Origin of the sequence: Rhodococcus sp. 114MFTsu3.1 (assembly GCF_000383555.1) — a bacterium.
Lineage (GTDB): Bacteria > Actinomycetota > Actinomycetes > Mycobacteriales > Mycobacteriaceae > Rhodococcoides > Rhodococcoides fascians_E.
The window spans coordinates 298,509-324,933 of record NZ_KB911545.1 but is presented as its reverse complement, the minus strand read 5'-3'; the positions used below and the strand labels follow the sequence as shown (position 1 = coordinate 324,933).

The 26,425-nt window shown below is 66.1% G+C and carries 27 protein-coding genes; 15 read left to right on the top strand and 12 right to left on the bottom strand.

Annotation, left to right across the window (positions count from 1 at the left end):
* Nucleotides 1–4: 4 nt before the first annotated feature.
* Nucleotides 5–1,375: an APC family permease gene (locus H292_RS0104535; protein WP_231383754.1), complete on the top strand. Its 1,371-nt coding sequence runs from the start codon at nucleotides 5–7 to the stop codon at nucleotides 1,373–1,375.
* Here the strand turns inward: H292_RS0104535 and H292_RS0104530 are convergent.
* The 4 genes from H292_RS0104530 to H292_RS0104515 form a co-directional block, all read right to left on the bottom strand.
* Nucleotides 1,372–2,436 carry an ABC transporter substrate-binding protein gene (locus tag H292_RS0104530; RefSeq protein ID WP_019665726.1) on the bottom strand — a complete coding sequence of 355 codons (1,065 nt, stop codon included), beginning with the start codon at nucleotides 2,434–2,436 and terminating at the stop codon, nucleotides 1,372–1,374. The two genes, H292_RS0104535 and H292_RS0104530, sit on opposite strands and share 4 nt — an antisense overlap.
* A 90-nt stretch (nucleotides 2,437–2,526) precedes the next feature.
* Nucleotides 2,527–2,859: a hypothetical protein gene (locus H292_RS0104525; protein WP_019665725.1), complete on the bottom strand. Its 333-nt coding sequence runs from the start codon at nucleotides 2,857–2,859 to the stop codon at nucleotides 2,527–2,529.
* 53 nt (nucleotides 2,860–2,912) lie between these two features.
* Nucleotides 2,913–3,830: an SDR family oxidoreductase gene (locus H292_RS0104520; RefSeq protein ID WP_019665724.1), complete on the bottom strand. Its 918-nt coding sequence runs from the start codon at nucleotides 3,828–3,830 to the stop codon at nucleotides 2,913–2,915.
* A gap of 89 nt (nucleotides 3,831–3,919) precedes the next feature.
* Nucleotides 3,920–4,759 carry a helix-turn-helix transcriptional regulator gene (locus H292_RS0104515; protein WP_019665723.1) on the bottom strand — a complete coding sequence of 280 codons (840 nt, stop codon included), beginning with the start codon at nucleotides 4,757–4,759 and terminating at the stop codon, nucleotides 3,920–3,922.
* Nucleotides 4,760–4,853: 94 nt separating this feature from the next.
* Between H292_RS0104515 and H292_RS0104510 the strand changes: the two genes are divergently transcribed.
* Nucleotides 4,854–5,321 carry an NUDIX domain-containing protein gene (locus H292_RS0104510; protein WP_020110592.1) on the top strand — a complete coding sequence of 156 codons (468 nt, stop codon included), beginning with the start codon at nucleotides 4,854–4,856 and terminating at the stop codon, nucleotides 5,319–5,321.
* A 19-nt stretch (nucleotides 5,322–5,340) separates the two neighbouring features.
* Here H292_RS0104510 and H292_RS0104505 read toward each other — a convergent pair whose 3' ends face one another.
* A complete protein-coding gene (locus tag H292_RS0104505; RefSeq protein ID WP_020110591.1) occupies nucleotides 5,341–6,675 on the bottom strand; it encodes an EAL domain-containing protein in 1,335 nt (444 codons plus the stop codon).
* Nucleotides 6,676–6,751: 76 nt separating this feature from the next.
* Between H292_RS0104505 and H292_RS0104500 the strand changes: the two genes are divergently transcribed.
* The 8 genes from H292_RS0104500 to H292_RS0104465 all read left to right on the top strand — a co-directional run bounded on the left by H292_RS0104500 (nucleotide 6,752) and on the right by H292_RS0104465 (nucleotide 14,448).
* A complete protein-coding gene (locus H292_RS0104500; protein ID WP_020110590.1) occupies nucleotides 6,752–8,113 on the top strand; it encodes a serine/threonine-protein kinase in 1,362 nt (453 codons plus the stop codon).
* Nucleotides 8,114–8,302: 189 nt separating this feature from the next.
* The gene (locus H292_RS0104495) at nucleotides 8,303–10,459 is read left to right on the top strand and encodes an MMPL family transporter (RefSeq protein WP_020110589.1); all 2,157 of its coding nucleotides are present in this window, start codon (nucleotides 8,303–8,305) and stop codon (nucleotides 10,457–10,459) included.
* A 26-nt stretch (nucleotides 10,460–10,485) separates the two neighbouring features.
* Nucleotides 10,486–10,899: a DUF302 domain-containing protein gene (locus H292_RS0104490; RefSeq protein ID WP_020110588.1), complete on the top strand. Its 414-nt coding sequence runs from the start codon at nucleotides 10,486–10,488 to the stop codon at nucleotides 10,897–10,899.
* Nucleotides 10,900–10,942: 43 nt separating this feature from the next.
* Nucleotides 10,943–11,212 (top strand): metal-sensitive transcriptional regulator, encoded by a 270-nt coding sequence (locus H292_RS0104485; RefSeq protein WP_019665717.1) that lies wholly within the window; start codon nucleotides 10,943–10,945, stop codon nucleotides 11,210–11,212.
* A 48-nt stretch (nucleotides 11,213–11,260) separates the two neighbouring features.
* Nucleotides 11,261–11,629 carry an ArsR/SmtB family transcription factor gene (locus tag H292_RS0104480; RefSeq protein ID WP_020110587.1) on the top strand — a complete coding sequence of 123 codons (369 nt, stop codon included), beginning with the start codon at nucleotides 11,261–11,263 and terminating at the stop codon, nucleotides 11,627–11,629.
* Complete coding sequence (arsB, locus tag H292_RS0104475) at nucleotides 11,626–12,687, top strand: ACR3 family arsenite efflux transporter (RefSeq protein WP_020110586.1); 1,062 nt, start codon at nucleotides 11,626–11,628, stop codon at nucleotides 12,685–12,687. The genes H292_RS0104480 and arsB overlap by 4 nt, the downstream gene beginning before the upstream one ends.
* A complete protein-coding gene (locus H292_RS0104470) occupies nucleotides 12,684–13,085 on the top strand; it encodes an arsenate-mycothiol transferase ArsC (protein WP_019665714.1) in 402 nt (133 codons plus the stop codon). Before arsB ends, H292_RS0104470 begins: the two co-directional genes overlap by 4 nt.
* Nucleotides 13,086–13,110: 25 nt before the next feature.
* The gene (locus tag H292_RS0104465; RefSeq protein ID WP_020110585.1) at nucleotides 13,111–14,448 is read left to right on the top strand and encodes an FAD-dependent oxidoreductase; all 1,338 of its coding nucleotides are present in this window, start codon (nucleotides 13,111–13,113) and stop codon (nucleotides 14,446–14,448) included.
* On the opposite strand, the gene H292_RS0104460 is transcribed toward H292_RS0104465, so the two are convergent.
* Nucleotides 14,431–14,808: an ArsR/SmtB family transcription factor gene (locus tag H292_RS0104460; RefSeq protein WP_019665712.1), complete on the bottom strand. Its 378-nt coding sequence runs from the start codon at nucleotides 14,806–14,808 to the stop codon at nucleotides 14,431–14,433. The two genes, H292_RS0104465 and H292_RS0104460, sit on opposite strands and share 18 nt — an antisense overlap.
* A 61-nt stretch (nucleotides 14,809–14,869) precedes the next feature.
* On the opposite strand from H292_RS0104460, the gene H292_RS0104450 reads away from it, so the two are divergent.
* The 3 genes from H292_RS0104450 to H292_RS0104440 all read left to right on the top strand — a co-directional run bounded on the left by H292_RS0104450 (nucleotide 14,870) and on the right by H292_RS0104440 (nucleotide 18,623).
* A complete protein-coding gene (locus H292_RS0104450; RefSeq protein ID WP_231383753.1) occupies nucleotides 14,870–16,810 on the top strand; it encodes a heavy metal translocating P-type ATPase in 1,941 nt (646 codons plus the stop codon).
* Between the two features lie 46 nt (nucleotides 16,811–16,856).
* Nucleotides 16,857–18,305 carry an HNH endonuclease signature motif containing protein gene (locus H292_RS0104445; RefSeq protein ID WP_020110583.1) on the top strand — a complete coding sequence of 483 codons (1,449 nt, stop codon included), beginning with the start codon at nucleotides 16,857–16,859 and terminating at the stop codon, nucleotides 18,303–18,305.
* A gap of 114 nt (nucleotides 18,306–18,419) precedes the next feature.
* Nucleotides 18,420–18,623: a zinc-ribbon domain-containing protein gene (locus H292_RS0104440; RefSeq protein ID WP_020110582.1), complete on the top strand. Its 204-nt coding sequence runs from the start codon at nucleotides 18,420–18,422 to the stop codon at nucleotides 18,621–18,623.
* A gap of 103 nt (nucleotides 18,624–18,726) precedes the next feature.
* Here H292_RS0104440 and H292_RS0104435 read toward each other — a convergent pair whose 3' ends face one another.
* The 5 genes from H292_RS0104435 to H292_RS0104415 form a co-directional block, all read right to left on the bottom strand.
* Entirely contained in the window at nucleotides 18,727–19,668 is a 942-nt protein-coding gene (locus H292_RS0104435; RefSeq protein WP_020110581.1) for a TAXI family TRAP transporter solute-binding subunit, read from the bottom strand.
* Between the two features lie 25 nt (nucleotides 19,669–19,693).
* Complete coding sequence (locus tag H292_RS0104430; protein ID WP_020110580.1) at nucleotides 19,694–21,055, bottom strand: MFS transporter; 1,362 nt, start codon at nucleotides 21,053–21,055, stop codon at nucleotides 19,694–19,696.
* 121 nt (nucleotides 21,056–21,176) lie between these two features.
* Nucleotides 21,177–22,559 (bottom strand): sensor histidine kinase, encoded by a 1,383-nt coding sequence (locus H292_RS0104425; protein WP_020110579.1) that lies wholly within the window; start codon nucleotides 22,557–22,559, stop codon nucleotides 21,177–21,179.
* Nucleotides 22,560–22,572: 13 nt separating this feature from the next.
* Nucleotides 22,573–23,232: a response regulator transcription factor gene (locus H292_RS0104420; RefSeq protein WP_019665705.1), complete on the bottom strand. Its 660-nt coding sequence runs from the start codon at nucleotides 23,230–23,232 to the stop codon at nucleotides 22,573–22,575.
* A 54-nt stretch (nucleotides 23,233–23,286) separates the two neighbouring features.
* Entirely contained in the window at nucleotides 23,287–24,417 is a 1,131-nt protein-coding gene (locus tag H292_RS0104415) for a citrate/2-methylcitrate synthase (protein WP_020110578.1), read from the bottom strand.
* A gap of 102 nt (nucleotides 24,418–24,519) precedes the next feature.
* On the opposite strand from H292_RS0104415, the gene H292_RS0104410 reads away from it, so the two are divergent.
* Entirely contained in the window at nucleotides 24,520–25,725 is a 1,206-nt protein-coding gene (locus tag H292_RS0104410) for a citrate synthase (RefSeq protein WP_231383752.1), read from the top strand.
* Between the two features lie 80 nt (nucleotides 25,726–25,805).
* Nucleotides 25,806–25,961 carry a hypothetical protein gene (locus H292_RS28360; protein ID WP_020110576.1) on the top strand — a complete coding sequence of 52 codons (156 nt, stop codon included), beginning with the start codon at nucleotides 25,806–25,808 and terminating at the stop codon, nucleotides 25,959–25,961.
* A gap of 13 nt (nucleotides 25,962–25,974) precedes the next feature.
* Here H292_RS28360 and H292_RS0104400 read toward each other — a convergent pair whose 3' ends face one another.
* Nucleotides 25,975–26,397 (bottom strand): hypothetical protein, encoded by a 423-nt coding sequence (locus tag H292_RS0104400; RefSeq protein ID WP_020110575.1) that lies wholly within the window; start codon nucleotides 26,395–26,397, stop codon nucleotides 25,975–25,977.
* Nucleotides 26,398–26,425: the final 28 nt, after the last annotated feature.

Below are 26,425 nucleotides of genomic sequence, written 5' to 3'. Positions count from 1 at the left end.
TCGCATGCGACCGAGACGGACCCACGACGGAGCGATCGACGCGACGCACGATCGGCAGGAGACCACACCTCTCGCCCGTGCGATCAGCGGAAAGATGTTGTTCGTCTTCATCCTCGGCGATGTGCTGGGAGCTGGCATCTACGCCCTCGTCGGCGAAATTGCGGGAGAAGTGGGCGGGGCCGTCTGGGTGCCCCTCGTCGTCGCACTGGTGATGGCGATGCTCACCGCCGCGTCCTATGCAGAACTGGTCACCAAATATCCCCGCGCCGGCGGCGCCGCTGTATTTGCTCAGCGTGCCTACAAACTCCCGATCGTGTCGTTCATGGTCGGTTTCTGCATGCTGGCAGCCGGCGTGACCAGCGCGGCCGGGCTGGCACTCGCCTTCTCCGGTGACTACCTGCAGGTCTTCGTGGGCGTTCCCACCGTGCCCGCAGCACTGGCGTTCCTGGTCATCGTCGCCCTCCTCAATGCACGCGGCATCACCGAGTCTCTCCGCGCCAACCTCGTCATGACGGTCGTCGAGGTGTCCGGTTTGGTCCTGATCATCGCGCTCGCCGGGCTGGTACTCGGGCGCGGCGACGGCGACCCATCGCGCGTTCTCGAGTTCGACGGCACCACGACGCCTGCCCTGGCGGTGCTCGGCGCAGCGCTGCTGGCGTTCTACTCGTTCGTCGGATTCGAGACCTCCGCCAACATCGCCGAGGAAGTGAAGGACGTCCGTCGGGTCTATCCGCGGGCACTCTTCGGGGCACTCGCCGCAGCCGGAGCGGTCTACGCACTGGTCGGCCTCGCCGTCACCACCGTCGTACCGCCGGAGACCCTCGCCGAGTCGAGCGGGCCGCTCCTCGAAGTGGTCGACGCCGCCGACGCCGGCATTCCCGCGTGGTTCTTCAGCCTCATCGCACTCGTCGCCGTGGCGAACGGAGCGTTGTTGACCATGATCATGGCCTCACGGCTGACCTTCGGAATGGCTCGCGACGGCCTGCTCCCCTCCGTCCTCGCCAAGGTCCTTCCCGAACGCCGCACGCCATGGACGGCAATCATCGCCACCACCGTCGTCGCAATGGGACTCTGCCTCACGGGATCGGTGGCAGCCCTGGCGGAAACCGTCGTGCTGCTGTTGCTGTTCGTGTTCGTCAGCACCAACGTCGCCGTCCTCGTCCTGCGTCGCGACGACACCGGCGAGGACCACTTCCGTGCGCCGACGATCCTGCCGATCCTCGCGCTCGTGACCTGCGTGGTGCTGGCTACCCAGCAATCCGCCGAAACCTGGCTTCGTGCAGCACTACTCCTGGGCGTGGGCGTCCTGCTGTACGTCGTTCGCCGGTTCACCACCGATTCGACGACGAAGAACGTTCCCGCCGAGCGCGGCTAGGTCAGAACCGCCGACAGCTTGGGCACCAGCAGGTCGGCGAGCTCTTCGTGCGCGAGAGGGCCGACGGACCACGCTCGACCGAAGTGACCCGTGAAGTCCTGACGCTCACCGTTGTAGGTGACCGTGTTGTCGGCCGCCAGGTTCAGGACGACGGTCCGGTCCTCCTGCACGCTGGGGAGCCGCTGAAGCAGCGGGCTCGCGTACCAGGCGTCGAACTCCGCCTGGTCGGCAGCCTGGTTGGAGATGACCAGAACATCGCCGGTCAACGAGTCCAGCAGCTCGTCGCCCAGTTCTCCGTCCTGCGGCAGCACTGCGGCGTTGGTGTTCTCCGCGAATCCGAAGGAGGACAGCAGCGCCTCGGGCTCACTGTCGACGGTGTTCATGAAACCGGTGCCACTTCCGCCTCCCCAGTACACGAGGTAGTCGACGGTCTTGCCCTCGAACTCGGGGTGCTCGGCGCGGATGTTCTCGAAGGTGGTGCTGTACTCGTCGATGAACTGCTCAGCGCGGTCGGACAGGTCCAGCGCTTCACCCAGAAGACGAAGCCGGTCTTCCCACAGCGGCGCCTCGATGCCGGCCGGTGCGCCGACGACAGGCGCGATGTCGGCCAACTGCTCGGTGTCCACAGGGTCCGCCGCCAGGGTGTCGACGACGAGGTCAGGCGTGGTGTTGGCTACCTGTTCCGCCGGATACGCGGTGTCGCCGATGGGCCAGACCGTCTCGATCTCGCCCGGGATCTTCTCCACCGCCCACGGATAGAAGTCGATCTGCTCGTCGGTGCCCACCGGCGTAACACCCAGTGCAGCAAAGAGGTCCGCGTCCCAGGAACTCGCCATCACCACACGCTCGGGACGCTCTTCGATCACCGCTGGACCGGTTGCCGTGTCCAGCGTGAGCGGATATTCGGTCTTGCCCTCGGCGGCCGGCAGCAAGGAGTCCGCAGCCGCGGCGGATTCCGTCGTCGAGCCGCTGTTCCCGGAGCACCCCGCAAGAGCGATCACGGTAATCGACGCGACCGCAACGCCACGAAGGGCAGCAGACGTCCTGGTGGAAATGTTCATCGTGGGGGATCCTCTGGACTCGACGAGCGCCACAGCGGCACCCGAGAGGGAGGTTAGACTAACCTTCCCTTCGTGTCCAGATTGTCGGAGTCAGACCTCGGGTGGCTCGTACTGGCCGTACAGCCCACGGCGCTCACCACGAAGGAACGCCTGATGCTCGGCGTCGGCGCGTGACCGAAGATCTGCGCGGTGCCGCTCCTCGAGCTCACGTCGAGCCTGGCGCTGAACCGCACTGTCCTGAATCAACCACAGCGCAACAGCCAGAATTGCAACCGCACCGAACAACACCCAGAATCGCAGTACGAGACCCAAGGCCATGACCGCCACCAGCAGCGCAGTGACCACCAGCCTGACGTCGCCCACGCTCCATCGCCACCCGCCCGCGCCGTAGCGCGAACCGTCGTCGAAGGTTCCGCTGGCCATATCACCCACGGTACCGGCGCAGACCGGCGAGCACCGCCCGATCTCCGCATCGGCTATCGATCGAGCAACTCCTCCGAGAGGTCCCACAGGCGTCGGGCGTCGTCCATGTTCGTCATCGTCTTCCACATCGGCAGAAGGGCAGCAGGGCCGCCGACGACACGGGAAGGGCCGTAGAACTCGTCACCCTGTGCGGCGACACCCGCCGCGGCGACCACCGCAGGCATCGCTGCACTGTCCACACTGCCGGCAATACCCACGCGCGCCAACGCGTCGACCACCTTCCGCGCGAGCGTGTCCCTGTCCCGACCCATTCCTGGCTGAGCGGCAAGCAAATTCGTCGGAGACACACCCGGGTGCGCGATGTTGCTGGTGATACCCCACCCGCCCTGCTTGCTGCGAGCATCGAGTTCGCGAGCGAACAGCGCGACCGCGATCTTCGACTGGCTGTATGCCTTGCCGACGTCGTAACTGCGTTCCCAGTTCGCGTCGTCCCAGTTGATTCCGCCGCTGCGAGCAGCAATGGACGTCTGGTTGGTGACCCGGGCACCGCCGTCGCGCAAGAGCGGGAGAAGCCCGCGGGTAAGCGCGAAGTGACCGAGATGATTGGTGCCCATCTGCAGTTCCAGACCGTCCTGCGTGACCTGCCTGCTCGGTGGCTGCATCACACCGGCGTTGTTGACGAGGATGTGAATCGGCCTCGCCTCGACCGTCAACTCATCGACAAGCGCTGCAACGGATTTCAGAGACGACAGATCCAGCGTCCGGATCGAGACGTTCGCCCCCGGCACGGTTGCCCGAATCTGCTCGGCAACTCGCTCGCCCTTCGCCGAATTACGCACGGGTAAGAGCACTTCGGCTCCCGCGGCAGCGAGACGCGTCGCGATGACACTGCCGATACCGTCGCTGGCGCCGGTGACGACAGCCAGCTTGCCTGTCGAGTCGAGAAGTTCGGTGCTGATCTTGCGTGCCATGATGGGCTCCCGTCGAAGTGGATGTGTGAACACCAGTTTCGGCGCATGGAACCCGTCGAACCAGGACCTATCGATCCACCTCTATCCGTTCACAGACCGGGCTCGGCGCCGACGACCGCGAGGAGCTGCAGCTTCTCGTAACTTTCACTGCCGGGGACAGCGGTGTAGACGAGCAGGCGATGCGACTGATCCGGGTCCAGCAGCGTCTGACACTGCAGCTCCAGCCTGCCGACGGAGGGGTGATCGAAACGCTTGACGTCCGGCGGACGCAGCCCCACCTCGTGGGCCGCCCACAGCCGCGCGAACTCCTCGCTCTCCAACTCCAACATCTCCACCATCGTCGCGGCAGCCGACCCAGGGCCGCGCACCGCCACCACCTCACGCAACCCCGAAACGTAGAGCCGCGACAGGAATTCGCGCTCCTCGGGTGGATACAGCTCACGAGCAGCAGGATCAGCGAACCACCGGTAACCCAGACTGCGCGACGCCCCCGTGCGCAGCGAAGCATCGCCGGTCAACGCCACACCGAGAGGAGTTTGCCGCAACGTCTCACCCAGCTCGGTGATGACCTCGGCAGGAGTGTCCTGAAGCCGATCCATGATCCGCAGCAACCCGGGGCTGACGTGTTCGCTCGCCGACCCCCGCGCCGGCGGATTGTGTCCCGCCAGACGGAAGACGTGATCACGCTCCGCCAGCGTCAAGTGCAGCCCCTGAGCGATGGACGCAATCATCTCGGCGGACGGCCGCGGACCGGTCCCTCGCTCCAACCGCGCGTAATAGTCCGTGGACATGTGGGCCAGCTCCGCCACCTCCTCACGTCGCAGCCCAGCAGTTCTCCTCCGCTGGCCACGTCGCAACCCCACGTCCTCCGGCTGCAACAACGCCCGACGGCCGACCAAGAACGCCGCCAACCCTTCGCGATCGATCATGCCCTGTTCTTACCGTCAGCAGCCGGGCATTGCCAGGACTCGCGAATCCACCCATGCAGGATGGAGGCATCGACACACCCGAGGAGAGGACACCATGGCCAAACTGAGCGCTGGAATCATTCTGTACAGAACGGTGAACGGTGAGGTCGAAGTCCTCCTCGGTCACCCGGGAGGGCCGTTCTGGGCGAGGAAGGACGCCGGCGCCTGGTCGATCATCAAGGGTGAGTACGAGGACAACGAAGATCCCTGGGCCGCAGCTCAGCGCGAATTCCTCGAGGAAACCGGCTCACCGGTGCCGGCGGGCACGGACCCGATACAGCTCACACCCGTCAAGCAGCCCAGCGGAAAAATCGTGACAGCCTTCGGCGTCGAAGGTGACCTCGACGCCGCCGGCGCGCAAAGCAACACCTTCGAGATGGAATGGCCGAAGGGATCGGGAAACTTCAAGAGTTTCCCTGAAATCGACAAGCACGAATGGTTCACCTCCGACGACGCCGAAGCCAAACTGCTCAAGGGTCACCGCCCGATTCTCACTGAGCTGCTGGGCTATTTGCCCAGCTGACACGGTATGTGCGGATTGCCTAGGAACCGATTCGCTGGAGCAGGGTGGTGGCGGCGTCGAGGACCACGTCTCGGGCGTGGGTGAGTCGGTAGTCGTACATGGTGGTGCCGCCAGGTCCTACGCCGATGCGCAGGGCGACGAGCGCGACGGTCAGCACGGGCGACACGACGACGATCGAATGTTCCTCGGCCAGTGGCTCGTTGGGTCCGACGGCTACTTCACGATAGCGATGGTGTGCATCGCTAGTGTCTGGACGAACCGATTCAGGATCGCGTGTGCCGAAGACGACCGTCAAAGCGCTGTGTGCGGCAACGTCGTTCACGGCGGCAGCGTGAACGCGGCTGAGGGACAGCGATGATCCTGTCGTCACGAGAACGATCGTCGACGGCCCCGCCGTCATCGCACTGAGCAGCAGGCCCGATCCGAGTGCGCCGATCAGAGCTTCGTCCGCACGCCGCGGCCGCGTCGCCGCACTGACGACTCCGTACGGCGTCACGGCCGCCGGGGCGCGAACGGTGACGGCGACGTCGTGCGCCTCAGGGACCACCCGAGGTGCCCCACTGCCGAACGCCGGAAGCGGCGCGGGCGGACCGAAAAGATAGCCCTGCCCCCAGCCTGCACCCATGTCCAGCGCCGTCCGCAGGTGCTCTTCCGTCTCGATGCCTTCCGCGACGATCCGCGCGCCGGTCCGATCCGCTTCCGCGGCCACCGCCGACACCACCGCCGCGGTGTGTGCGGTGGGCCTGCTCTGCACGAGCCCCATGTCGAGCTTGATCACGTCCGGTCGCAGGAACGGCAGCAACGCCAAGCTCGACGAGTCCGCGCCCACGTCGTCAACGGCGACGCGCCAGCCCAGGTGCCGCGCATGTTCGACGGCCCGGAGCAGACGAGCAGGATCACGGAGCAGGTTCCGCTCGGTGATCTCGATGACGATCGACAACCCGCGGGCCTGCGCGAGAACCGTCGACGACCGACGAGGCGGCGGAGTCTCGAGCGCGACGGGCTCGGCGTTCACGAACAACATCACGCCGTCGGGCAGGCCTGCATCGAGTGCTCCGCGCAGGGCCGTCAACCGGCATCGCCAATCGAAGTCGACGAGCACGTCGTGCGATTCCGCTGCCATCAGCAAGTCGGGTGTCGTCGACCACGGGCTACTGGGGCCGACGCGGGTGAGCGCCTCGAACCCGACGATGCCGTTGCCGTCGAGCTCGACGATCGGCTGATACACCGAACCGATGTCCACCGTGAGGGGTGACGCCGCAGCCGTGTCGTGGCGGTGGTTCAACTGCGCGCCTCCTCGTCCGAACACGACAATTCCACCCCACCCGGCCATCATCATGCCCTGCGCGGCCACCGGTCACCGCGTGCGGGCAGGACACACGACGATATGGTTCGACGTAATCGCACACTCGGATCGGACGGACACATCGATGGTTGGATCGGATCGGCACCGTCCATCGGACGAGCAGTTCCTGTTCGCCGGGCGGTATCGACTCGGCGAGGTTCTCGGCCGCGGCGGCATGGCCGAGGTGGTCACGGCCGTCGACGACGTGCTAGGCCGATCGGTGGCAGTGAAGATCTTCGCCCACGCCGGGCCGCAGGACACGTCGGGACGCATCGACGCCGAGAAGCGCACACTGGCCTCGCTCACCCACCCGAACCTCGTCGCTCTGTACGACGCGGGCGAGGCAGCAGATCCCGGCGGCGTGGTCGTTCCGTACCTGGTGATGGAACTCGTCGACGGCCCCACCCTGTCCGCATTCCGCGTCGGCCGCGCACTACCGCCGCAGGTCGTAGCACGCATCGGAGCGGAGATGGCCGCCGCGCTGACCTACATCCACAGCCGCGGCGTCGTACACCGCGACATCAAGCCCGCCAACATCCTCATCGCCCGGCCCGACGGCCCGGACGACAACCAGTTCACCAAACTCACCGACTTCGGAATCGCCCGCATCGTCGACGGCATCCGCCTGACCGACCACGGCACCACCGTCGGAACCGGGCATTACATGAGCCCCGAACAGGCAACCGGCACCGCCGCCGGACCGGCAACCGACATCTACAGCCTGGGCCTGGTCCTCATCGAATGCCTCACCGGACGCATGGCGTTCGAAGGCAGCGCCGTCGCCGCCGCGATCGCACGCTTGCACCGCGACCCGGTGGTCCCCGACGACGTCGGACCCGAGTGGGCAGCGTTGCTCACCGCCATGACGGCACGCGATCCCCAGAACCGTCCCGACGCCGCCCAACTCAGATCGCGGCTGCGGGACCTCACCCGCACCGGACCCGCAGCCGGCGCCACCGCCGCACTGGACCCGCAGTTCTTGACGGCCTCGGTGACCACCGATCAGATGGCGGTCCAGCCAGTGACCACCCGACGACGCACGTTCTGGATTCCGATCGCTGCCGCCGTGACTGCCCTCGCGGTCGCCGTTGCCGTCGGATGGGCGAGCTTCGGCAGCGACGACACCCCTGTACCCGACGCCGTGCAGACATCCCCTGCGACATCCCCTGCGACTCCCACCGAGCCGACGCCGCCCCCGACCACCGTTCCTCCGGAACTGCCGTCCACCACGCCACCGGCCGCAGTGATACCCGCACCCGCTCCCCAACCTCAGGCGCCCGTCGAACCTTCCGCGCAGAACGGCAACGGTAACGGCAACAACGGAAATGGGAACGGGAACAGCAACTCCGGAAACGGAAACTCGGGCAACGGCAACAACGGCAACAACGGGAATTCCGGCAACGGCAACAGTAACGGCAACGGCAACGCTGGAAACGGCAGGAACTGACCGATTCCTCGTCGCCTGACGAGGGTCGACCGACCCGAATACTTCGGATACCCCCCCAGGGTACTTGCATACCCCCCTGGGTATGTGTCACAGTGAGCATCGGCAGAGCATGTCGCCCCAACCCTCGCGACTCACCCCCGAGAGACAAGTGGGCCCATGTGTATACCCCCACCCGTATCAGGAGAAGTTATGGCCGAGTTCGACACCGCGCCGGCGCCCAGCCGCGTCGCCCCTGATCGAGCCCGCACCCTCGGTGCGCTCGGTCGCCTCGGAAGTGTCATGGTTGCACGCCGCCGATGGGTGTTCGGGATCTGGCTCATCGCGCTCGTCGCACTGGGTTCTGCAGCGCCGTCCGTCTTTTCGTCGCTCGCAGGTGCCGGTTGGCAGGCCAACGGGTCCGAGTCGGTTCAGGTCCGCGAACTCGCCCAGCACCATTTCGGCGGAAACTCCTCCGCCGCGGTCCAGGTCGTCGTTCACTCCGACACCGCAGCCATCGATGACCCCGCGGTGCAGCAGACACTCACCGACGTTGCGGCTGTGTTCGACGGCGACACCCGCTTCGGCGACGTCATCGCCCCACAGCCGGGGATGACCATCAGCCCCGACCGGCACACCGCGATACTCATCGCCGGCGCCAACGCAAGCACCGACGATATGGTGAAAGCCGTCGACGACGTCAAAATGCAGCTCACTGCACTGTCCGGGGACGGTATCGAGGTCTACCCCACCGGATCCTCGGCGCTCTGGTCGGACTTCAACAAAGCCAACCACGATGCGATGATTCAAGCCGAATTGTTCTCGTGGCCGGTCACATTGGCGATCATGGTGCTCGCCTTCGGCTCGCTCGTCGCCGCAGGTTTGCCACTGCTGCTCACCGTCGCCGGTCTCGTCGCCTCCGCAGGCGGATTGGTGCTCCTCAACGAGGTGACGCCCATTTCGGTATGGGCGATGAACTTCGCGATGATGTTCGCCCTCGCACTCGGTATCGACTACGCCCTGTTCATCGTCGCCCGTTTCCGCGACGCTCTACGTGCGGGCGATCCACGCGCCGCGGTCGCCGAGACCATGGACACCGCAGGCAAAGCAGTGGTCCTCTCCGGACTGACCGTGCTGGTCAGCCTCTCGGCAGTGTTGCTCGTTCCCGCGCCGGCCGTCCGCACCATGGCCGTGGGAATCATGCTCGCCGTCGGCTTCGTCCTGGTCGCGACCATGACACTGCTGCCCGCCACACTGGGCGCGCTCGGCACCAAGGTCAACTCCGCCTCGTTGCCGTTTGCCAAGCGTCAACACCATCGCTCCCCGAAATTCGCTGCATGGGGCGAACTGCTCCACAAACACCCCTGGCCCTTCGCACTCGTCTCCGTCGGCATCCTTGTTGCCCTCGCACTGCCGGTGCTGGGACTGAAGGTCGCGATGCCGTCGATCGCTGTCGTCCCCGAAGACGCACCGGTCAGGCAGGGGTACGAACTGGTGCAAGCGCAGTTCGGCAACGGCGCACCCGGTGCACTGCAGATCGTCGTCCCGACCACCGACGCAGCCACGACGGCGACCACAGCGAGCGAGGTGGACGGGATCTCGATGGTCACTCCACCTCAGCTCGCAGCGGACGACTCCGATTACGCACTACTCCAAGCTCTTCCCGACGTGGACCCCTCCGACGCTGCCATGGGCACGATCCTCGGCGACCTCCGCGCACAGCTGCCGGACTCCGCGCTCGTCGGCGGCGCACCGGCGGAGAACCTGGACCTACAACAGGCCCTGAACACCTACCTCCCGCTCGTCATCGGGATCATCCTCGTGCTCGGCTTCCTCCTGCTGCTCGTTGCTTTGCAGGCACCACTGATCGCGATCCTCGGCACCGGAGTCAGCCTTCTCTCGACCGCTGCGGCATTCGGCGTCGCGAAGTCGATATTCCAGGACGGGCACGGCGCGTCGCTACTCGGTTTCACGCCGCAGGGCTTTCTCGACGGCTGGGGACCTGTGTTCTTCTTCGCGATGATCTTCGCCATCGCCATGGACTACACCGTGTTCCTGCTCGCTACCGCCAAGGAGCATTACGAACGTTCCGGCGACCCGAAGAAGGCCCAGGTCGACGGTCTCGCTCACTCCGGACGTGTCATATTCGCCGCCGCCGCGGTCATGGTCGCAGTATTCTTCACCTTCGCGCTCTCCGATCCACTCCCACCGAAGGAGATGGGCATCATCCTCGGGGTCGCGGTTCTGCTGGACGCGTTCTTGATCAGGCTGATCCTGCTCCCGGTCCTGTTGCGGCTGAGCGGCCACGCCGCCTGGTGGTCACCCTCGTGGCTCCGCAGGGTCCTGCCGTCGATCCATTTCTCGCACTGAACACATACTCGAAAGGAATCTCAGCCATGAGCATCGCACTGTCCACCACGTTGGCCGACACCGACTTCGGCACCGTCGTCCAATCGGTCAAGGCAGCATTGTCGGACCAAGGATTCGGCGTATTGACCGAAATCGACATGCAAGCCACCTTGAAAGCCAAGCTCGGCGAAGACATGGAGCAGTACCTGATCCTCGGTGCGTGCAATCCGACACTCGCGCACCGCGCCGTCGGAGTCATGCCACAGATCGGTTTGCTCCTGCCGTGCAACGTGGTCGTCCGCGCCGACACCGCAACGCCAGGATCGGTGATCGTCGAGGCAATGAACCCGGACATCATGGTTCAGGCCACCGGCGAACCCGGGCTCGCCGATGTCGCCGCCGAAGCCACCACCAAGTTGCAAGCAGCAATCGATGCACTGGGGGCATGCCCCCGGGGGTAACCTGGGACGCACTTCGCTACACCGCACCACGAGGAGCCTCACCATGATCGGCGACGAAGACAGCATCGCACTGGTACTGAACCGCCTGCGCCGCGCCCACGGACAACTCGCCGGCGTGATCGGCATGATCGAGAACGGGCGCGACTGCAAAGATGTCGTCACCCAACTTGCCGCCGTATCCCGCGCGCTCGACAAGGCAGGCTTCAAGATCGTCGCAACGGGCCTTCGCGAGTGCATGACCGGTGAGACCGCCGACAACAGAGAGCCGATGACCGAAGCCGAACTGGAAAAACTCTTCCTCGCACTGGCCTAGATTCACGCGGGCCTTGACGCCTGATTCGACAGCAGTCAATATAGACGAATGTCGAATCAGCCCCTGCCGATCGAAGACGTCTCCGCCGGAGAATGCTGCTCACCGCTGGTTCGCGAACCGCTGACGGTCGATCGGTCGGTAGACCTGGCTCGGATGTTCAAAGCCTTGGGTGACCCGGTGCGGTTGCGCTTGCTCAGCCTGGTGGCCAGCCACGACGGCGGGGAGGCATGCGTCTGCGACATCTCGCCGCACTTCGATCTGTCGCAACCTACGATTTCCCACCACTTGAAAGTGCTTCGGGAGTGCGGCCTCCTCGACTGCGAGCGACGCGGAACCTGGGTGTACTACTGGGTGATTCCGACTGCGCTGGATGAACTGTCGACGGTCCTCGGCACAACGACGCCGGTCGCCTCGTGAGCAGCACGACCGTCGTCGGCAAGCTCTCCACGCTGGACCGGTTCCTCCCGGTCTGGATCGGCGTGGCGATGGTCGTCGGCCTGCTGTTGGGACGGTCGATTCCCGGATTGAACGACGCTTTGGCCGCTGTGTCGATCGACGGCGTCTCGCTGCCCATCGCGGTCGGCTTGCTGATCATGATGTATCCGGTGCTGGCGAAGGTGTGCTACGACCGGCTCGACACTGTCACCGGAGATCGGAAGCTTCTCGTCGGTTCGCTTGTGCTGAACTGGATCCTGGGTCCGGCGTTGATGTTCGCTCTGGCGTGGATCTTCCTGCCCGATCTGCCGGAGTACCGAACCGGACTCATCATCGTCGGCCTCGCTCGCTGCATCGCCATGGTCATCATCTGGAACGACCTCGCGTGCGGAGACCGTGAAGCCGCCGCCGTGTTGGTCGCGATCAACTCGGTGTTCCAGGTGGTCATGTTCGCCGTTCTCGGATGGTTCTACCTGTCGGTCCTGCCCGGATGGCTCGGGCTCGAGCAGACCACCATCGAGGCGTCACCGTGGCAGATCGCGAAGTCGGTGCTCATCTTCCTCGGCATCCCGTTGGTCGCGGGCTTCGCATCGCGCTACTTCGGCGAACGCGCCAAGGGCAGGGAGTGGTACGAGTCGACATTCATCCCCAGGATCGGGCCGTGGGCGCTGTACGGTTTGCTGTTCACGATCGTCGTTCTCTTTGCGCTGCAGGGTGATCGGATCACGTCACAGCCTCTCGACGTCGTACGCATCGCACTTCCGCTGTTGGTCTACTTCGCGGTGATGTGGGGCGGCGGCTACGCCCTCGGCGCCGCGATGGGCCTGGGGTATCAACGCACCACCACACTCGCATTCACCGCTGCGGGCAACAACTTCGAGCTCGCCATCGCCGTCGCGATCGCCACCTACGGCGCCACGTCCGGGCAAGCACTCGCCGGCGTGGTCGGACCACTCATCGAAGTACCGGTCCTCGTCGGACTGGTGTACGTGTCCCTGGCTCTACGCAAGCGGTTCACACCCGAAAGGACGTACCCATGACGAGCGTGCTGTTCGTATGCGTGAAGAACGGCGGCAAGTCGCAGATGGCTGCCGGACTGATGCGCAAAGCCGTCGGCGATTCCGTCGAGATCCACTCCGGCGGAACCGCGCCCGGAAGTGCCGTCAATCCGCTGTCCGCGCAGTCGTTGCTGGAAGTGGGCGTCGACCTCACCGGCGAACGCCCCAAGCCCATCGACCCCGAACTCCTCGCCCGAATGGACTACGTCGTCACTCTCGGCAGCGAGGCGAAAGTCGATGCCGTAGAAGGCCCGACGTTCGAGAACTGGGACACCGACGAGCCGTCGGAACGCGGAATCGACGGCATCGAACGCATGAGACTCGTGCGCGACGACATCGCCACCCGCGTCGACGATCTCGCCCGACGCATACTCCGTTAGGCCTCGACGAAAGGACGTCACCGTCATGTCCGCTCACCCTGTAGTCGTCATCGGAGCAGGACCCATCGGTCTTGCCGCCGCAGCTCACCTCACCGAAGCCGGCACTCCCGTCCTGGTCCTCGAACGTGGACGCTCGGCCGGTTCTGCTGTTGCACAATGGAATCACGTCAGATTATTCTCGCCGTGGTCGGAAATCGTCGACCCGGCCGCCGCACGCCTCCTCGAACCCACCGGATGGTCTGCCCCGGACGGCAAAGGCTACGCAACCGGAAGTGAGTGGGTCGAGAAGTACCTCGCACCGCTGGCCGCAGTTCTCGGCGATTCGGTGCGGTTCGGCTCCGAGGTCGTCGGCGTCGCCCGCCGGGGGCGCGACCGTGTCGTCGACGCCGGTCGTGACACCGAACCTCTCACCGTTCACATCAGAACAACCGACGGCACCGAGGAACGCCTCCTCGCCAGGGCAGTCATCGACGCATCGGGAACATGGGGAAGCCCGAATCCGCTCGGGTCCGAGGGACTCCCTGCAATCGGGGAACATGCTGCCGGCTATCGTATTTCGTATCGAGTCCCCGACCTCTCGGACGAGTCGGTACGCGGCCGCTTCGCCGGCACACACGTCGTCATCGCCGGAAGTGGTCATTCTTCGTTGACCGCGATCATCGCATTCGCCGACCTGGCCGCGGCCAACCCCGGCACGACGCTGACGTGGGCCGTGCGGCGCGCAGTCACCGAATCGGTGTTCGGCGGAGGCGAATCCGACGAACTCGCCGCACGCGGTGCGCTCGGCCTCCGCGCGAAGAAGGCCATCGACGACGGCCTTCTGCAGGTCGTGTCCGGTTTCCGGACAGAGACGATCCTGCACGACGACGGCAGACTCGCGCTCGTCGGCGACAACGGAACCCGGATCGACGGCGTCGACCACGTCGTCGCGTTGACCGGGTTCAGGCCCGACCTGAGTTGGCTGTCCGAAGTTCGTCTGGACCTCGACCCGACACTGCAGGCACCACGGTCGTTGGCGCCGTTGATCGATCCCAACGTCCACTCCTGCGGCACCGTCTACCCGCACGGCGTGGACGAGCTCACCCAACCCGAGCCAGGGTTGTACCTGGTCGGCATGAAGAGCTACGGCCGGGCGCCGACGTTCCTGGCGATGACCGGGTACGAACAGGTTCGCAGCATCGCTGCCGAACTGTCCGGCGACCCCGAGAGCGCTCGCACCGTCGAACTACGTTTGCCGGATACCGGCGTCTGCGGCGGTGCAGGGTTGTTCGACGATCCCGAAGCCGACGCCTCGGTGGTAGGCGGATGCTGCGGCACGCCGCGACCCGTCAGCGTCGGACTGGGATCAGGATCCGGTCGCTGAGTCCACGTCGGAGTCGATGTCCGGCACGGACATACCGAGATGCTCGATGTGATAGACCGCCTCGTCGAGCAGCATGGCGACGTGATTGTCGTACAGACGGTAGATGACGCTGCGGCCCGATCGCGCGCCGGTCACCAACCCCATCGCGCGGAGCAATCGGAGCTGATGGGAGACGGCGGACTGTTCCATCTCGACGGCGTCGGCGAGGTCGTTGACGCCGCTGGGCCCCTGGCGGAGCTGGGTGAGGATGCGTAGCCGACTCGGCGTCGCCAACGCCTGAAGCGTCGCTGCCACCGTCGCGGCGGATTCCGCATCCAACTGCGCCGGAGGAGTGGTGCGTCCCTCGACTCCATGTCCCATTCGACGATCATAGTTTATGTTCACATGTATAGGTCTTCATGTGATGAGGTAGCGTGACGTCATGACTTCCATCGGGACCGCCCCGTCTCCGTCGATCGACAGCCCTCGGACCGGGACCGCCACCCGCACCCGGTTGCTCGCCGTCGCCGAAGTCCGGTGGGCACTCGCCGCCACCGCACTGTTCGCGGCAGGGCTGCTCGCGCAGATCACCGGTGGGCCGACGTGGCTCTACTGGGCGCTGTACCTGGCGTGCTACGCCGTCGGCGGCTGGGAATCTGCACTCGAAGGTTTACGCGCGCTCCGCAACAAGACACTCGACGTCGACCTGCTGATGATCGTCGCCGCCATCGGAGCTGCGTCGATAGGGCAGGTGTTCGACGGGGCACTGCTCATCGTCATCTTCGCGACGTCCGGCGCGCTGGAGGCAGTCCTCACCGAGAGAACCGCGGACTCCGTCCGAAGCCTGTTGGGCCTGACGCCCGACACCGCGGTCCGGCTCGACGCCGGCGGCACTGAACACCGAATCGACGCAACGGACCTGACCGTCGGAGACATCGTCGTCGTCCGTCCCGGCGAGCGCCTCCCCGGTGACGGAACCGTCGTCGACGGTGGATCCGACATCGACCAGTCCTCGATCACCGGCGAATCCGTCCCGGCCTTCAAGACCGTCGGCGACGACGTGTTCGCCGGGACCATCAACGGCACGGGCGTGCTGCGAGTCCGAGTCGACGTCGACCCGTCGGACACCGTCATCGCGCGAATCGTCACGATGGTCGAGCGCGCATCCGAGACCAAAGCGAAGAAGCAGCTGTTCATCGAGAAGGTGGAGCAGTACTACTCGACCGGTGTCGTGGCCGCCACGGCAGCGGTGTTCACGATTCCACTACTGCTCGGCAGCGACCTGCAGTCGGCGTTGCTGCGCGCGATGACCTTCATGATCGTGGCGTCGCCGTGCGCGGTCGTCCTCGCGACCATGCCGCCCCTGCTCGCCGCGATGGCAACCGCCGGCCGCAACGGAGTCCTCGTCAAGTCGGCCGTCGTGATGGAACAGCTGCGCCTGACCGACGTCGTCGCCTTCGACAAGACCGGAACCCTCACCGAGGGAACACCTCGCGTCGAACGGGTCGACGCACTGGGCGGATTCGATCACACCGACGTCCTGCGATGGGCCGCGGCCGCCGAAGTGGGAAGCGAGCACCCGGTAGGAGTCGCAATAGTCGACCACGCCCGTAACCGCGGGCTTACGCTACCTCCGGCATCGGATTTCGAATCGACACCGGGCGTCGGCGTACGCGCACAGGTCGACGGACGGCACATCAGGGTGTCCAAACCCGATGCCTCTCACACGTCTTCGTTCCCGTCGGACATCCGAACGCACGGAACGACCGCCGCCGTCGTCACCGTCGACGACGTTCCCGCCGGAGTGATCGCTCTGGTCGACACCATACGCCCCGGGGTGGACGGCGCCGTGTCCGAGCTCGAGCGTCTGACGGGCGCCCCGTCGGTGCTGATCACCGGCGACAACCTCGGATCGGCGCAGGACATCGCCCGCCGCGCCGGAATCTCCGACGTGCGAGCCGGATTGCTGCCGGAGGGCAAGGTCGACGCCGTGCGCGGACTGCAAGCACGCGAACAGCGGGTCCTCGTCCTCGGCGACGGCATCAACGACGCACCTGCTCTCGCTGCCGCCGACACCGGGGTTGCCATGGGCCGCAAAGGGTCCGACCTGGCACTCGACACCGCCGACGCCGTCCTGGTGCGCGACGACGTCGCCGCGCTCGCCAAGGTGATCGAACTGTCGCGCCGGGCCCATCGCATCGTCGTCGCCAACCTCGTCATCGCCGGCACGTTCATCGTCGTCCTCGTGGCCTGGGACCTGATCGGAACCCTGCCCCTCCCAATCGGTGTCGCCGGGCACGAGAGCTCCACCGTCCTCGTCGCTCTCAACGGCATGAGACTTCTGTCCTCACGTGCGTGGCGAGGGACGAAACAACCTGCTTGACGGCCGAATCCGGAACTTGTCGGTGGGTCGCGGTACCTTTCCCCGCATGCAGAAGTTGGGGGACTCGAGCACCGCAGCGGAACTCTCGGACCGAGACGTCATCGCCGCCATCACCGAGCTCACCCACGCCCAGAATCAGACTGCCGCACGTAAATACGTTCTGCTCGACGAGTTCGCCCGCCGTGGCCTGAACCTGAAGACAGGGCATTCGACGCCACAGCATTACATCGCCTCGGGTACCCGTGTCACCCTCGCCAACTCGACCCGGCAGTTCGTCACTGCCAACTGGCTCAGCCGATGGCCTTCGGTTGCCGAGGCTCTCGCCACCAGCGACATCTTCGTCGACCACGTCAAGGAAATCCACGACGGCTACACCAACATCAGCGGCGCGGACTCCACGCTCTCCGAGGAAAGCCTGGCCGCAGCGGTCGCAGACCTGCTCGCGACCGCCATGGACGGCACAGCCCACCAGGTCAAGCAGCGCGCTCAGGTGTTGATGCACGCAGTCATCGACGACGCCCGCGCCCGATACGACAGCGCACTCGGACGACAAGAAGCACGCAAACAGAAAGAGCGCGAAGCCGAAGAGCAAGGACAGCCCCTGCCCGACGACGATCCTGACGACGATCCCGATCCTGATCCTGATGCCGATGTGTTGAAGAACCCTCCGCCACAACCGGTATCGGAGAACACTGCGCTCAACAAGCTCGAGCTGTTCCTCCTGGCCAACGGACGCCTTGGCTTCAAGGGGGATGTGGACAAGGTTCTCGGCGAGAAGCTCCGGTCAGCACTGTCCCCGCTCTCGCGGCCACAACCGGCACCCGACGGCACCCGCGATCCCCGCAGTGCATCGAGGCGTCAGGCCGACGGGTTGTCGCGGCTCCTCGACCTCGTCGGCGGCGGCACGCGCTCCGCCGGGCCGGGAACACCACCGGCGACGGTCAACGTCACCGTGAACCTCAGTGACCTTCTCGCCGACAGAGCCCGCTCGGCATCGCCGGACACCACAAGTGGAACAGTCACTTCCGGCGCCACACACAGGTCGCCGAAGATGGGCGACCCGGACTGGCCTTTCCAGCTCGAATGGACGGGCCCCTTGAGTCGCAGCCTCGCGCGCCTGCTCGCCTGCGACGCGAACCTCAAGCCAATCATTTTGGACAACAACGACGTTCCCCTCTCGATGGGGAAGGAAGTCCGGCTCGCCACTCCTGAGCAACGCGCAGCCGTGGCCGTCCGCGACAGATGCTGCGTCCGATGCGGCCTCCCCGCGCAGTGGTGCCAAGTGCACCACATCGTCTTCTGGGAAGACGGCGGGCCGACCGACCTCACCAATCTGGTCCTGATCTGCGGCGACTGCCACCGCCTCGTTCACAATCACGGCTGGGACATCGACATCGGCGCCGACGGCCACCCCCGCGTCATCCCACCCGCCGCCATCGACCCCGAACGAAAACCGATACCCAGCTTCCACCGACAACGACGCCCCGCTGCCTGACCGGTCAAGTTGGCCACGGCACCCAGCCGCCCCGGACCACCCGGGCAGGGGCTGGGTGCCAGAGGTGTTGGGCAAGCACCGCGGCGTCCGCGCAGAAATCGCTAGGCTGGCCAGGTGTTCTTCCTCTTCGGTTACGGCAGCAAGCAAAAACACCTCGGCGCAGGCCAGACCCGAACGTGCCCTCGGTGCAACAACACCACGCAGTGGTCGCGGATCCGGACGTACACACAGTTCACGGTGTTCTTCATCCCCATCGCGAGGTGGAGCCGCCGACAACTCGAACAGTGCAGCATCTGCGGCACCGCCGTCGAGGCCTGACCACCCAACAACCCGGATGTAACTGCGCCTTCCAGGTCAACCGTCCTCGGGCACAGGGTCACCATGCGGACCCCACTCACTCCCGGGGAGCACTTGCTCTCCTTCACCCGTGCCTGCGGCGGTACTCCGCCTCGGCTCCCGGATGGAGAGGGATCGTGCCGGTCATGACGAGAGACCGGGCGTCGAGGAACTGACTGCCGATCGCCTGGCGAGGAACCAACGCCGACGACCTGTCCAGCAGCACGCTCACCAACGCTGCGACCGTCTCGTCCGGCACATCCGGGCGGACCAGCAGCAGATTCGGGATGCCCACCGTCGTGACCTCGGGGTGCTCGCCGTACACACCCGCCGGCACCGGCACCGCCTCGTACGCCGTCCCGAATTCACTCCTCAGACCCGCGACCACCCCGCCCAGATCGAGTAACCGCACCGGCACCGGCGGATCGGCGAACGCAGGCGTCGGCAACCCACCCGCCCACATCACCGCGTCGACGTCGCCGGCGTACAACGCATCGGCCGCCGCGTTCATCGACATCTGCACCTCGCGAACAACGTCGGGCAGCCCCGCTGCATCGAGCACCCGGCGCGACACCAGCGTCGCGCCGGAGCCGGGAGCGCCGATGCTGACCGACCGTCCGCGCAGGTCGGCGACGGACTCGATCCCGGAATCGGCACGCACGGCGATCTGGAAGTAGTTCTCGTACACGCAGCCCACCGCCGTCAGATCCCGGCCCGGATGGTCGTACGCCGCGTCCGCGAGCGTCATCGCCAACTCGGCCCGCCCGGACTGCAGCGCATCGAGATTGTCGACGGAACCCTCCGTCGTCAGCGGGACGATGTCGGCTGCTCCGGCGCCCGCGGCCGCGTCGGCGAGCAGTCCGCCGAACTCCCAGAAGAAGCCGCCGATCTCACCGGCCGCGAGACGCACCCGAGGGGACGGCTCCGACGAGCACGACACCGAGGCCCCTGTCGCCGCACCGACGGCGAGAACGCCGGCAGCCCGCAGAACTGCTCTTCGCGAGAGCAGCACTGCGGGCTTGACCATGGTTCTCACCTTAAGGCGAGGTCGCTCACTGGAAGGCGCGACCCTGTTCGCGGTCAAGAACCGTCTCGGACTTGTTCCGCAGAACGAAGATGTAGACCACCAGCGACACCGCGATCACCACCGTCACGTAGAGGATGAACCACGAGACGTGGCCACCGTTCTTCGCAGCCTGGTAGATCAGCGGCGCCGTGCCACCGAACGCCGAGTTCGCCAACGCATACCCGAGGCCGACGCCCAAGGCACGCACGTGCGACGGGAACAGCTCCGCCTTCACGATCGCGTTGATGGAGGTGTAGCCGGTCAGGATGACGTAACCCACGCACACCAGCGCGAGCGACTCCACCACCGACGTCGCGGACGGCAGGTACGTGATGAGCACGTAGGTGTACAGGACACCGCCGATACCGAAGAACACGAGCAGCGGCTTGCGACCGACCTTGTCGCTGATCATTCCGCCGATCGGCTGCAGCAACATCAGGAAGATCAGGCCGAAGAGGTTGATCCACGTCCCGGTCATGCCGCGGTCCTCGTACGCCGTCTTGATCATCGACGGAGCGTTGACGCTGTACGTGTAGAACGCGATGGTGCCGCCGATCGTGACCATGAAGCACACCAGCAACGGCCGCCAATGATTCAGCACCAGCTCCTTCATCGATCCCGACGCCCGATCGGCACCACTGCGCACGGCCGCGAGCTGATCCTTCGTCAACGATTCGTCCATGCTGCGACGCAGCCAGAACACCACCACCGCAGCGACACCGCCGATGAAGAAGGCGATGCGCCAACCGAACTCCTCGATCTGCCCCCGGTCCAGGAACGCCTGCATGATCAGCAGCGTCACCTGTGCGAGCACGTGTCCACCGACGAGGGTGACGTACTGGAACGACGAGAAGAATCCCCGACGCTCCCGCGTGGCGGCCTCGGACATGTACGTCGCCGACGCGCCGTACTCGCCGCCGGTCGCGAAGCCCTGCACCAGACGGCACAGGATCAGGATGACCGCGGCCCACACACCGATGCTCTCGCGTCCCGGCGTCAGCGCGATGACCAGCGAGCACGCGGCCATCATCGAGACGCTGAACGTCAGCGCAGCACGTCGGCCGTTGCGGTCGGCGTAGCGGCCGAAGAACCACGACCCCACCGGACGCATCAGGAACGTGACGGCGAAGATCGCGTACACGTAGACGGTCGAGTTCTTGTCCGCCGAATCGAAGAACTGATTCTCGAAGTACGTCGCGAAGACGGTGTAGACGTACACGTCGTACCACTCGACGAGGTTGCCCGACGACCCGCGGAGCGTGTTGAACACCGCACGCCGAGTCGCCGCGGGAGACGAAACGGGGGCGGACCGCGGTGAGTCAGCGGTCGAGGTGGCCTCGTTGGCCATGGGCAGTCCTTCCACAGGGGGCTCGTGCTGGTCGCCGCGAGCTGTGCGGCAACCGTCGTGCCCCTACTGTGACCCCAGGCACAGCCTCCGACAAAACCGTTTCCGATTTCCTAACACTCTCTTAGGAAAGGACCGCCGGTACTGCCAGCTCGACGCGCAGACCCGATGGCACACCCGCGCTGACCTGCAAGGACCCTCCTGCTCGCTCGGTCAAGGCGTGGACGATCGACAAGCCGAGCCCGGTGCCCTCACCGCCGACCCCCGGCGCCCGATAGAACCGGTCGACCACCTTCGGCAGCTCGCTCGTGGGTACTCCCCCACCCGAGTCCGCCACCCACACCAGCACGTGACCGTCGCTCTCCCGGCACCCGATCTCGACAGACGAACCCGCGCCCGCGTACTTCGTGACGTTGCTCAGCAGCGCATCGAGAATCCTGATCATGTCGTCCTCCGGCAACGCCGCGCGGGGCACGTCGTCCGCGACGGCGAGCGAGTAAGACATCCCCGCGACAGTCAGTGTGGTCGACCAGAATTCGACGCGGCTCAGTATCGCCGCCCGGGCGTCACACCCCGTCGTCCGCGCGCCGGCCGGCGTCTCCGCAGCCGCGAGGACCAGAAGATCCTCGACGACGATGCTCAGCCGATCCACCTCCAGAGTCGTCTTCAGGTGCGCCTCGGACGCCGACTCCGGCACCCTCATACCCAGCACGTCCAGCCGAATACGCAGTGCAGCCAACGGATTACGCAACGCATGGGCAGTGTCCGCGACCAGCCGACGCTGAGCCGCGGTAGCCGCCTCCACGTCGTCGGCCATGGCGTCGAACGCACCGGACAGCTCACGCACTTCCGGCGGCCCGACGTACTCGGTCGACTCGGGCCTCGACGTCTCCTCCGCCGGCAGCTCGGCGTGGAACTTGTCACCGAACGACTGCACCCGCGACGACAACGCCGTCAACGGCCGAACCACCCAGCGCGACAACGCAGCAGCGATCACTGCCACGGACACCAGGATCAGCAGCGCACCGGCGCCGATGACCACCCACGCCACCGCCACGTCTCTACGCGCCGCATCGGTCGACGCATCGATCACCACCGCACCGTCCACCTGGGTTCCACCGCCGACGGGAGCCGCGACCAACACCTCGGACTGAGCCCACGGCGTCAAACTCGAAGGGACGTCGCCGCGTTGGTTACGTAACGCTCCCGACACGGCCTCCTGCACATCCGGCCGGTCGACGTCGATACCCGCCGACGCACGCACCACACCGCCCCGGTCGACGATGGCGAGGCCCTCGCCGTACAGAGAGTGGTAGCGCTGCACGGACTCTCGCAACCTCGGCACCCCGGACTCGTCCTCCCGCGAGGACAACTCCGCGAAGAACGTCGCTGCCGCGGCGCGGTTCTCGCCGAACCTCTGCACACGTTCCCGCCCCACCAACACCGCCAGAGGCACCGCAAGCGCGAGCACGACGACGATGGAGTAGATCATCAACACGACCAGCACCCGGCGTCGCACGTCAGGTGTCCCAGCGGTAACCGAAGCCGCGGATGGTGACGATCGCCCCGGGGCGCCCGAGCTTGGCCCGCAGCGCAGTCATGTGAACGTCGAGCGTGCGCGAGATCGCCACGTACGCATCACCCCAGATGGCGTCCATCAACTGCTCGCGGCTCACGGCTTCACCCCGCCGCGTCACGAGGTGAGCCAGCAGTTCGAACTCCTTGGTCGTCAGCCCGATGTCTCTGCCGTCGACCTCGACGCCGCGTCCCACGAGATCGACCACGACATCGCCGAGCACCACCCGGTCCGCCGAGGACTCGGCCGCTGCACTGCGACGCCGCGCCGCGACCTCCAGCCGCGCATGCAGTTCACCGAGCCGAGCGGGCTTCACGACGTAATCGTCCGCACCGCCGCGGAGAGCCCGCACCACCGACCGCTCGTCGTCCCGCGCCGTCAGCACCACCACCGGCACGGCGCTGAGGGTTCGGAGCTTACGCAGCACCTCGAGCCCGTCCATGTCCGGCAACCCCAGGTCCAGCAGCACGACATCCATGTCGTGGTAGCCGAGCAGTACATCCGCCCCCCGGCGCATTCGAACGGGGGCGTGGCCGACCTCGGTCAGCGCCTCGACCAGCGCCTCACCGACTCCGTCGTTGTCCTCCACCACCGCGATACGCATCCACCACAAGATATATCCGACGTGGGCGCAGCGGCCCGGGGACACCGAAACCGGTCACAGCGGCGGAAGCGCCTGGGGTGCCCCGGGGCCGTCGTACCGGGCGATGGGCCGAATGATCTTGCTGTCCGCGGACTGCTCGACGATGTTGGCGCACCACCCGACGATCCGGCTGCACGCGAAGGTCGGCGTGAACATCGACCTGGGTATCCCGCACAGCTCCATCAGCACGCCCGCGTAGTACTCGACGTTCGCGTAGAGCTTCCGGTCCGGTTTCAGATCCGCCAGCGCTGCGGCGATCACCTTCTCCACCTGGGCGGCCTTGTCGATCAGTTCACCTCCCAGCTGCTGCGCAGTCTCACGGAGCATCACCGACCGGGGGGCCTCGGTGCGATACACCGGGTGCCCGAACCCCATGATGCGTTCACCCGCAGTGATTTTCGACCGTGCCCAGGAATCCGCGTCCGCCAGGTCGGCAATCTGGTCCAGCCCGTCCAACGCCCGATCCGGTGCGCCTCCGTGCAGCGGTCCGGCGAACGCGCCGATCGCCGCACACACGGCGGAGGCGATGTCCGACCCCGTCGACGCGACCACTCGCGCCGTGAAGGTCGACGCGTTGAACCCGTGATCGATGGTCGCCGTCAGGTACCGGTCGACGGCCCTGGCACGAGCGTCGCTCGGAACGTCGCCGTTGATCATGAACAGCCAGTTCTGCGCCGTCGTCAGATCCTCCCGCGGTTCGATCGGCTCCTGACCCGACCGAAGGCGATGGACCGCAGCCAGAACGGTGGGCGTCACCGCACACAGGCGCAACGACGTCGCTCGTTTGTCGGCGTCGGTGGATTCGTACAGCGGAACAGCACCGGGCAGGCCGGACAGAACCGTGCGCAGCGCCAGAAGCGGCTGCTCCGGGCCGGTCCCGGCAACCGACGCCACCGCCTCGCGCACCTCCGCCGACAGGACCCGCAGCGGCGCGACCGTACGGCTGAACTCCGCCCGCTCGGACAGGCTCGGCAGTCGGCCCTCCACCATCAGGAACCACGCATCCTCGAAGGTGCGGCTCTCGGCGATGTCGATCGCCGAATACTGACGGTAGTGATAGAAACCCTCGTCGCCTCGGACGTCACCGATCGACGTGGACGTGACGACGACGTTGTGCAGCCCACGCGGGGCCTCGAGAACGCTCATGACATCTCTCCTCTGCTGGTCACCCACCACGATCCGCGTTAACATTGATCGTTGTCAATGTTGATAGAGTCAATGTTCAGCACGCCGAACCGAGAGGCGAAGATGCCATCCCCCGACGGCCGAGATCTCCTCACCACCGCACAGGCCGCAGCCCGGTTGGGGGTCAAACCCGAAACCGTCTACGCCTACGTCAGCCGCGGGTTGCTGACCAGCAGTCGCCTCCCCGGCGTCAGGGGCAGCGTCTTCGACGTCGAGGAAGTCGAAGCACTCGCCGGTCGAGACACCGCTCGCCGCACCGACATCGGGACGGTGGAACGGATCAGAACTCGGATCACCCTGCTGGACGACGATCACCTGTACTACCGCGGCCGCAACGCCGTCGACCTGACCGCCTACTCGTTCGAGTCGGTAGCGCACTTCGTGTGGACAGGGCAAATGGACTCGGATCGCAGGTTTCACGTCGATCCCGTTGTGGCACAGAAGTGCCGAGATGCCGCCGCGTCACTGTCGCCGGATTGCCGATTCATCGACCGTATCCGCCTCGCCGTCGACGTCGCCGCGACCCACCGTCCGATGCGTGTCGACATCAGCCCGAAATCGGTTGTCTCCGAGGCCGGCCAACTGTCGGCGACCGTCGCTGCCTCTCTCACCGAAGCTGCGCCCGACACCTCCGTCGCGGAGTCGATGTGGGCTGCAGTGCGATCGGAGGCATCCGACCCTCGCGGGCTGACCGTTCTACGAGCCGCCCTCGTGCTGATGCTCGACCACAGCCTGGCGGCGTCGACGCTCGCCGTTCGGGTCGCGGCCAGTACACGAGCCCACCTCTACTCGGTCGTCGCCGCGGGCTTGGGGTGCATCGACGGTCCACTGCACGGATCCGCGGCCGAGCCTGCCTACCGGTTCATGACGTCTGCGCGCGTCGACCCGATTTCCGCTCTGGCACAGCATCTTCGATCCGGCGAGCGAGTCCCCGGGTTCGGCCACGTGATCTACACCGACCGGGACCCTCGCGCCCAGGAATTGCTTCGGCTGCTCCGCGACCCGGCGAGCGGCGCGAACGCCGCCGTGATGGCAGCCGCGGACATCGTGATCGACGAGATGCGCGATCGGTTCGACACGTTCCCCAACTCCGATTTCGCGCTCGCCACGTTCACGTGCGCCTTCGGTCTCCGGCCCGACACCCCGGAGGCACTGTTCGCGTTCGCCCGTATCGCCGGGTGGACCGCGCACGCCCTCGAGGAGTACGACGAACCGCCCCTTCGCTTTCGAGTGCCCGGTATCTACACAGGCATCCGGCCGGGCACCTGAACAGCTCCCGCAAGTCCTGTGTAGTTTCCGCCGAAACGGGCACACTCTCCTCGACCCAGCTTCGAACCCCAGGAGATCTCATGACGATGCCCAGCGACGCCGACGCCGCAGTGGAATCCCACGGCACCAACGACGGCCCCCGCGACCACCCGGCGGACGAGAACACTGCCGTGGGCGCACACGTCGACGACGAGAACGTGCCACACCCTCCACGCGACGACGAGTCGACGAGCTAGCTCGACAGCCGAACTACGGAACGTAGAAGGTGGCGAACCCGGGAACCGTCGTGGCGTAAGAGGAAACGGCGACCAGAGCTACCTGCCCCGGCCCGGTCCGCAGTACCGCCTCGCGCGGTGCGCCGTCCAGACCGTCGGACATGCGGGCCGCACCTGACGCCCCGGTGGAGAGGTTCAGCCAGCGCACGTCGGCGACCTGATAGCACCCGGGCCGTCCGTCGTCCGGGCTGGTGATCCTGGCGACGCCAGGTTGTTCGCCGAGTACCGCTACGCAGCGGACCTCGGGCGAATCGAAGCTGCCGTTGGTGTTTCCGTACGGCGCCGGGTCGATCTGGAACGGCACCGTGACCTCCGCGGACGCGACTGCCACCGGACCGAGAACCGCCCCGATCGCGACCGCCCCACACACCGTCAGTCTCCGTACGAACGTCTTCATGGGTTCGATCCTCCACCCAATGACGGCA

Excerpts from the sequence above, each read along its gene's own strand:
- H292_RS0104535 (WP_231383754.1), top strand. The coding sequence starts at position 5 with ATGCGACCGAGACGGACCCACGACGGAGCGATCGACGCGACGCACGAT.
- H292_RS0104530 (WP_019665726.1), bottom strand. The coding sequence starts at position 2,436 with ATGAACATTTCCACCAGGACGTCTGCTGCCCTTCGTGGCGTTGCGGTC.
- H292_RS0104525 (WP_019665725.1), bottom strand. The coding sequence starts at position 2,859 with ATGGCCAGCGGAACCTTCGACGACGGTTCGCGCTACGGCGCGGGCGGG.
- H292_RS0104520 (WP_019665724.1), bottom strand. The coding sequence starts at position 3,830 with ATGGCACGCAAGATCAGCACCGAACTTCTCGACTCGACAGGCAAGCTG.
- H292_RS0104515 (WP_019665723.1), bottom strand. The coding sequence starts at position 4,759 with ATGATCGATCGCGAAGGGTTGGCGGCGTTCTTGGTCGGCCGTCGGGCG.
- H292_RS0104510 (WP_020110592.1), top strand. The coding sequence starts at position 4,854 with ATGGCCAAACTGAGCGCTGGAATCATTCTGTACAGAACGGTGAACGGT.
- H292_RS0104500 (WP_020110590.1), top strand. The coding sequence starts at position 6,752 with ATGGTTGGATCGGATCGGCACCGTCCATCGGACGAGCAGTTCCTGTTC.
- H292_RS0104495 (WP_020110589.1), top strand. The coding sequence starts at position 8,303 with ATGGCCGAGTTCGACACCGCGCCGGCGCCCAGCCGCGTCGCCCCTGAT.
- H292_RS0104490 (WP_020110588.1), top strand. The coding sequence starts at position 10,486 with ATGAGCATCGCACTGTCCACCACGTTGGCCGACACCGACTTCGGCACC.
- H292_RS0104485 (WP_019665717.1), top strand. The coding sequence starts at position 10,943 with ATGATCGGCGACGAAGACAGCATCGCACTGGTACTGAACCGCCTGCGC.
- H292_RS0104480 (WP_020110587.1), top strand. The coding sequence starts at position 11,261 with ATGTCGAATCAGCCCCTGCCGATCGAAGACGTCTCCGCCGGAGAATGC.
- H292_RS0104470 (WP_019665714.1), top strand. The coding sequence starts at position 12,684 with ATGACGAGCGTGCTGTTCGTATGCGTGAAGAACGGCGGCAAGTCGCAG.
- H292_RS0104465 (WP_020110585.1), top strand. The coding sequence starts at position 13,111 with ATGTCCGCTCACCCTGTAGTCGTCATCGGAGCAGGACCCATCGGTCTT.
- H292_RS0104460 (WP_019665712.1), bottom strand. The coding sequence starts at position 14,808 with ATGGGACATGGAGTCGAGGGACGCACCACTCCTCCGGCGCAGTTGGAT.
- H292_RS0104450 (WP_231383753.1), top strand. The coding sequence starts at position 14,870 with ATGACTTCCATCGGGACCGCCCCGTCTCCGTCGATCGACAGCCCTCGG.
- H292_RS0104445 (WP_020110583.1), top strand. The coding sequence starts at position 16,857 with ATGCAGAAGTTGGGGGACTCGAGCACCGCAGCGGAACTCTCGGACCGA.
- H292_RS0104435 (WP_020110581.1), bottom strand. The coding sequence starts at position 19,668 with ATGGTCAAGCCCGCAGTGCTGCTCTCGCGAAGAGCAGTTCTGCGGGCT.
- H292_RS0104430 (WP_020110580.1), bottom strand. The coding sequence starts at position 21,055 with ATGGCCAACGAGGCCACCTCGACCGCTGACTCACCGCGGTCCGCCCCC.
- H292_RS0104420 (WP_019665705.1), bottom strand. The coding sequence starts at position 23,232 with ATGCGTATCGCGGTGGTGGAGGACAACGACGGAGTCGGTGAGGCGCTG.
- H292_RS0104415 (WP_020110578.1), bottom strand. The coding sequence starts at position 24,417 with ATGAGCGTTCTCGAGGCCCCGCGTGGGCTGCACAACGTCGTCGTCACG.
- H292_RS0104410 (WP_231383752.1), top strand. The coding sequence starts at position 24,520 with ATGCCATCCCCCGACGGCCGAGATCTCCTCACCACCGCACAGGCCGCA.
- H292_RS28360 (WP_020110576.1), top strand. The coding sequence starts at position 25,806 with ATGACGATGCCCAGCGACGCCGACGCCGCAGTGGAATCCCACGGCACC.
- H292_RS0104400 (WP_020110575.1), bottom strand. The coding sequence starts at position 26,397 with ATGAAGACGTTCGTACGGAGACTGACGGTGTGTGGGGCGGTCGCGATC.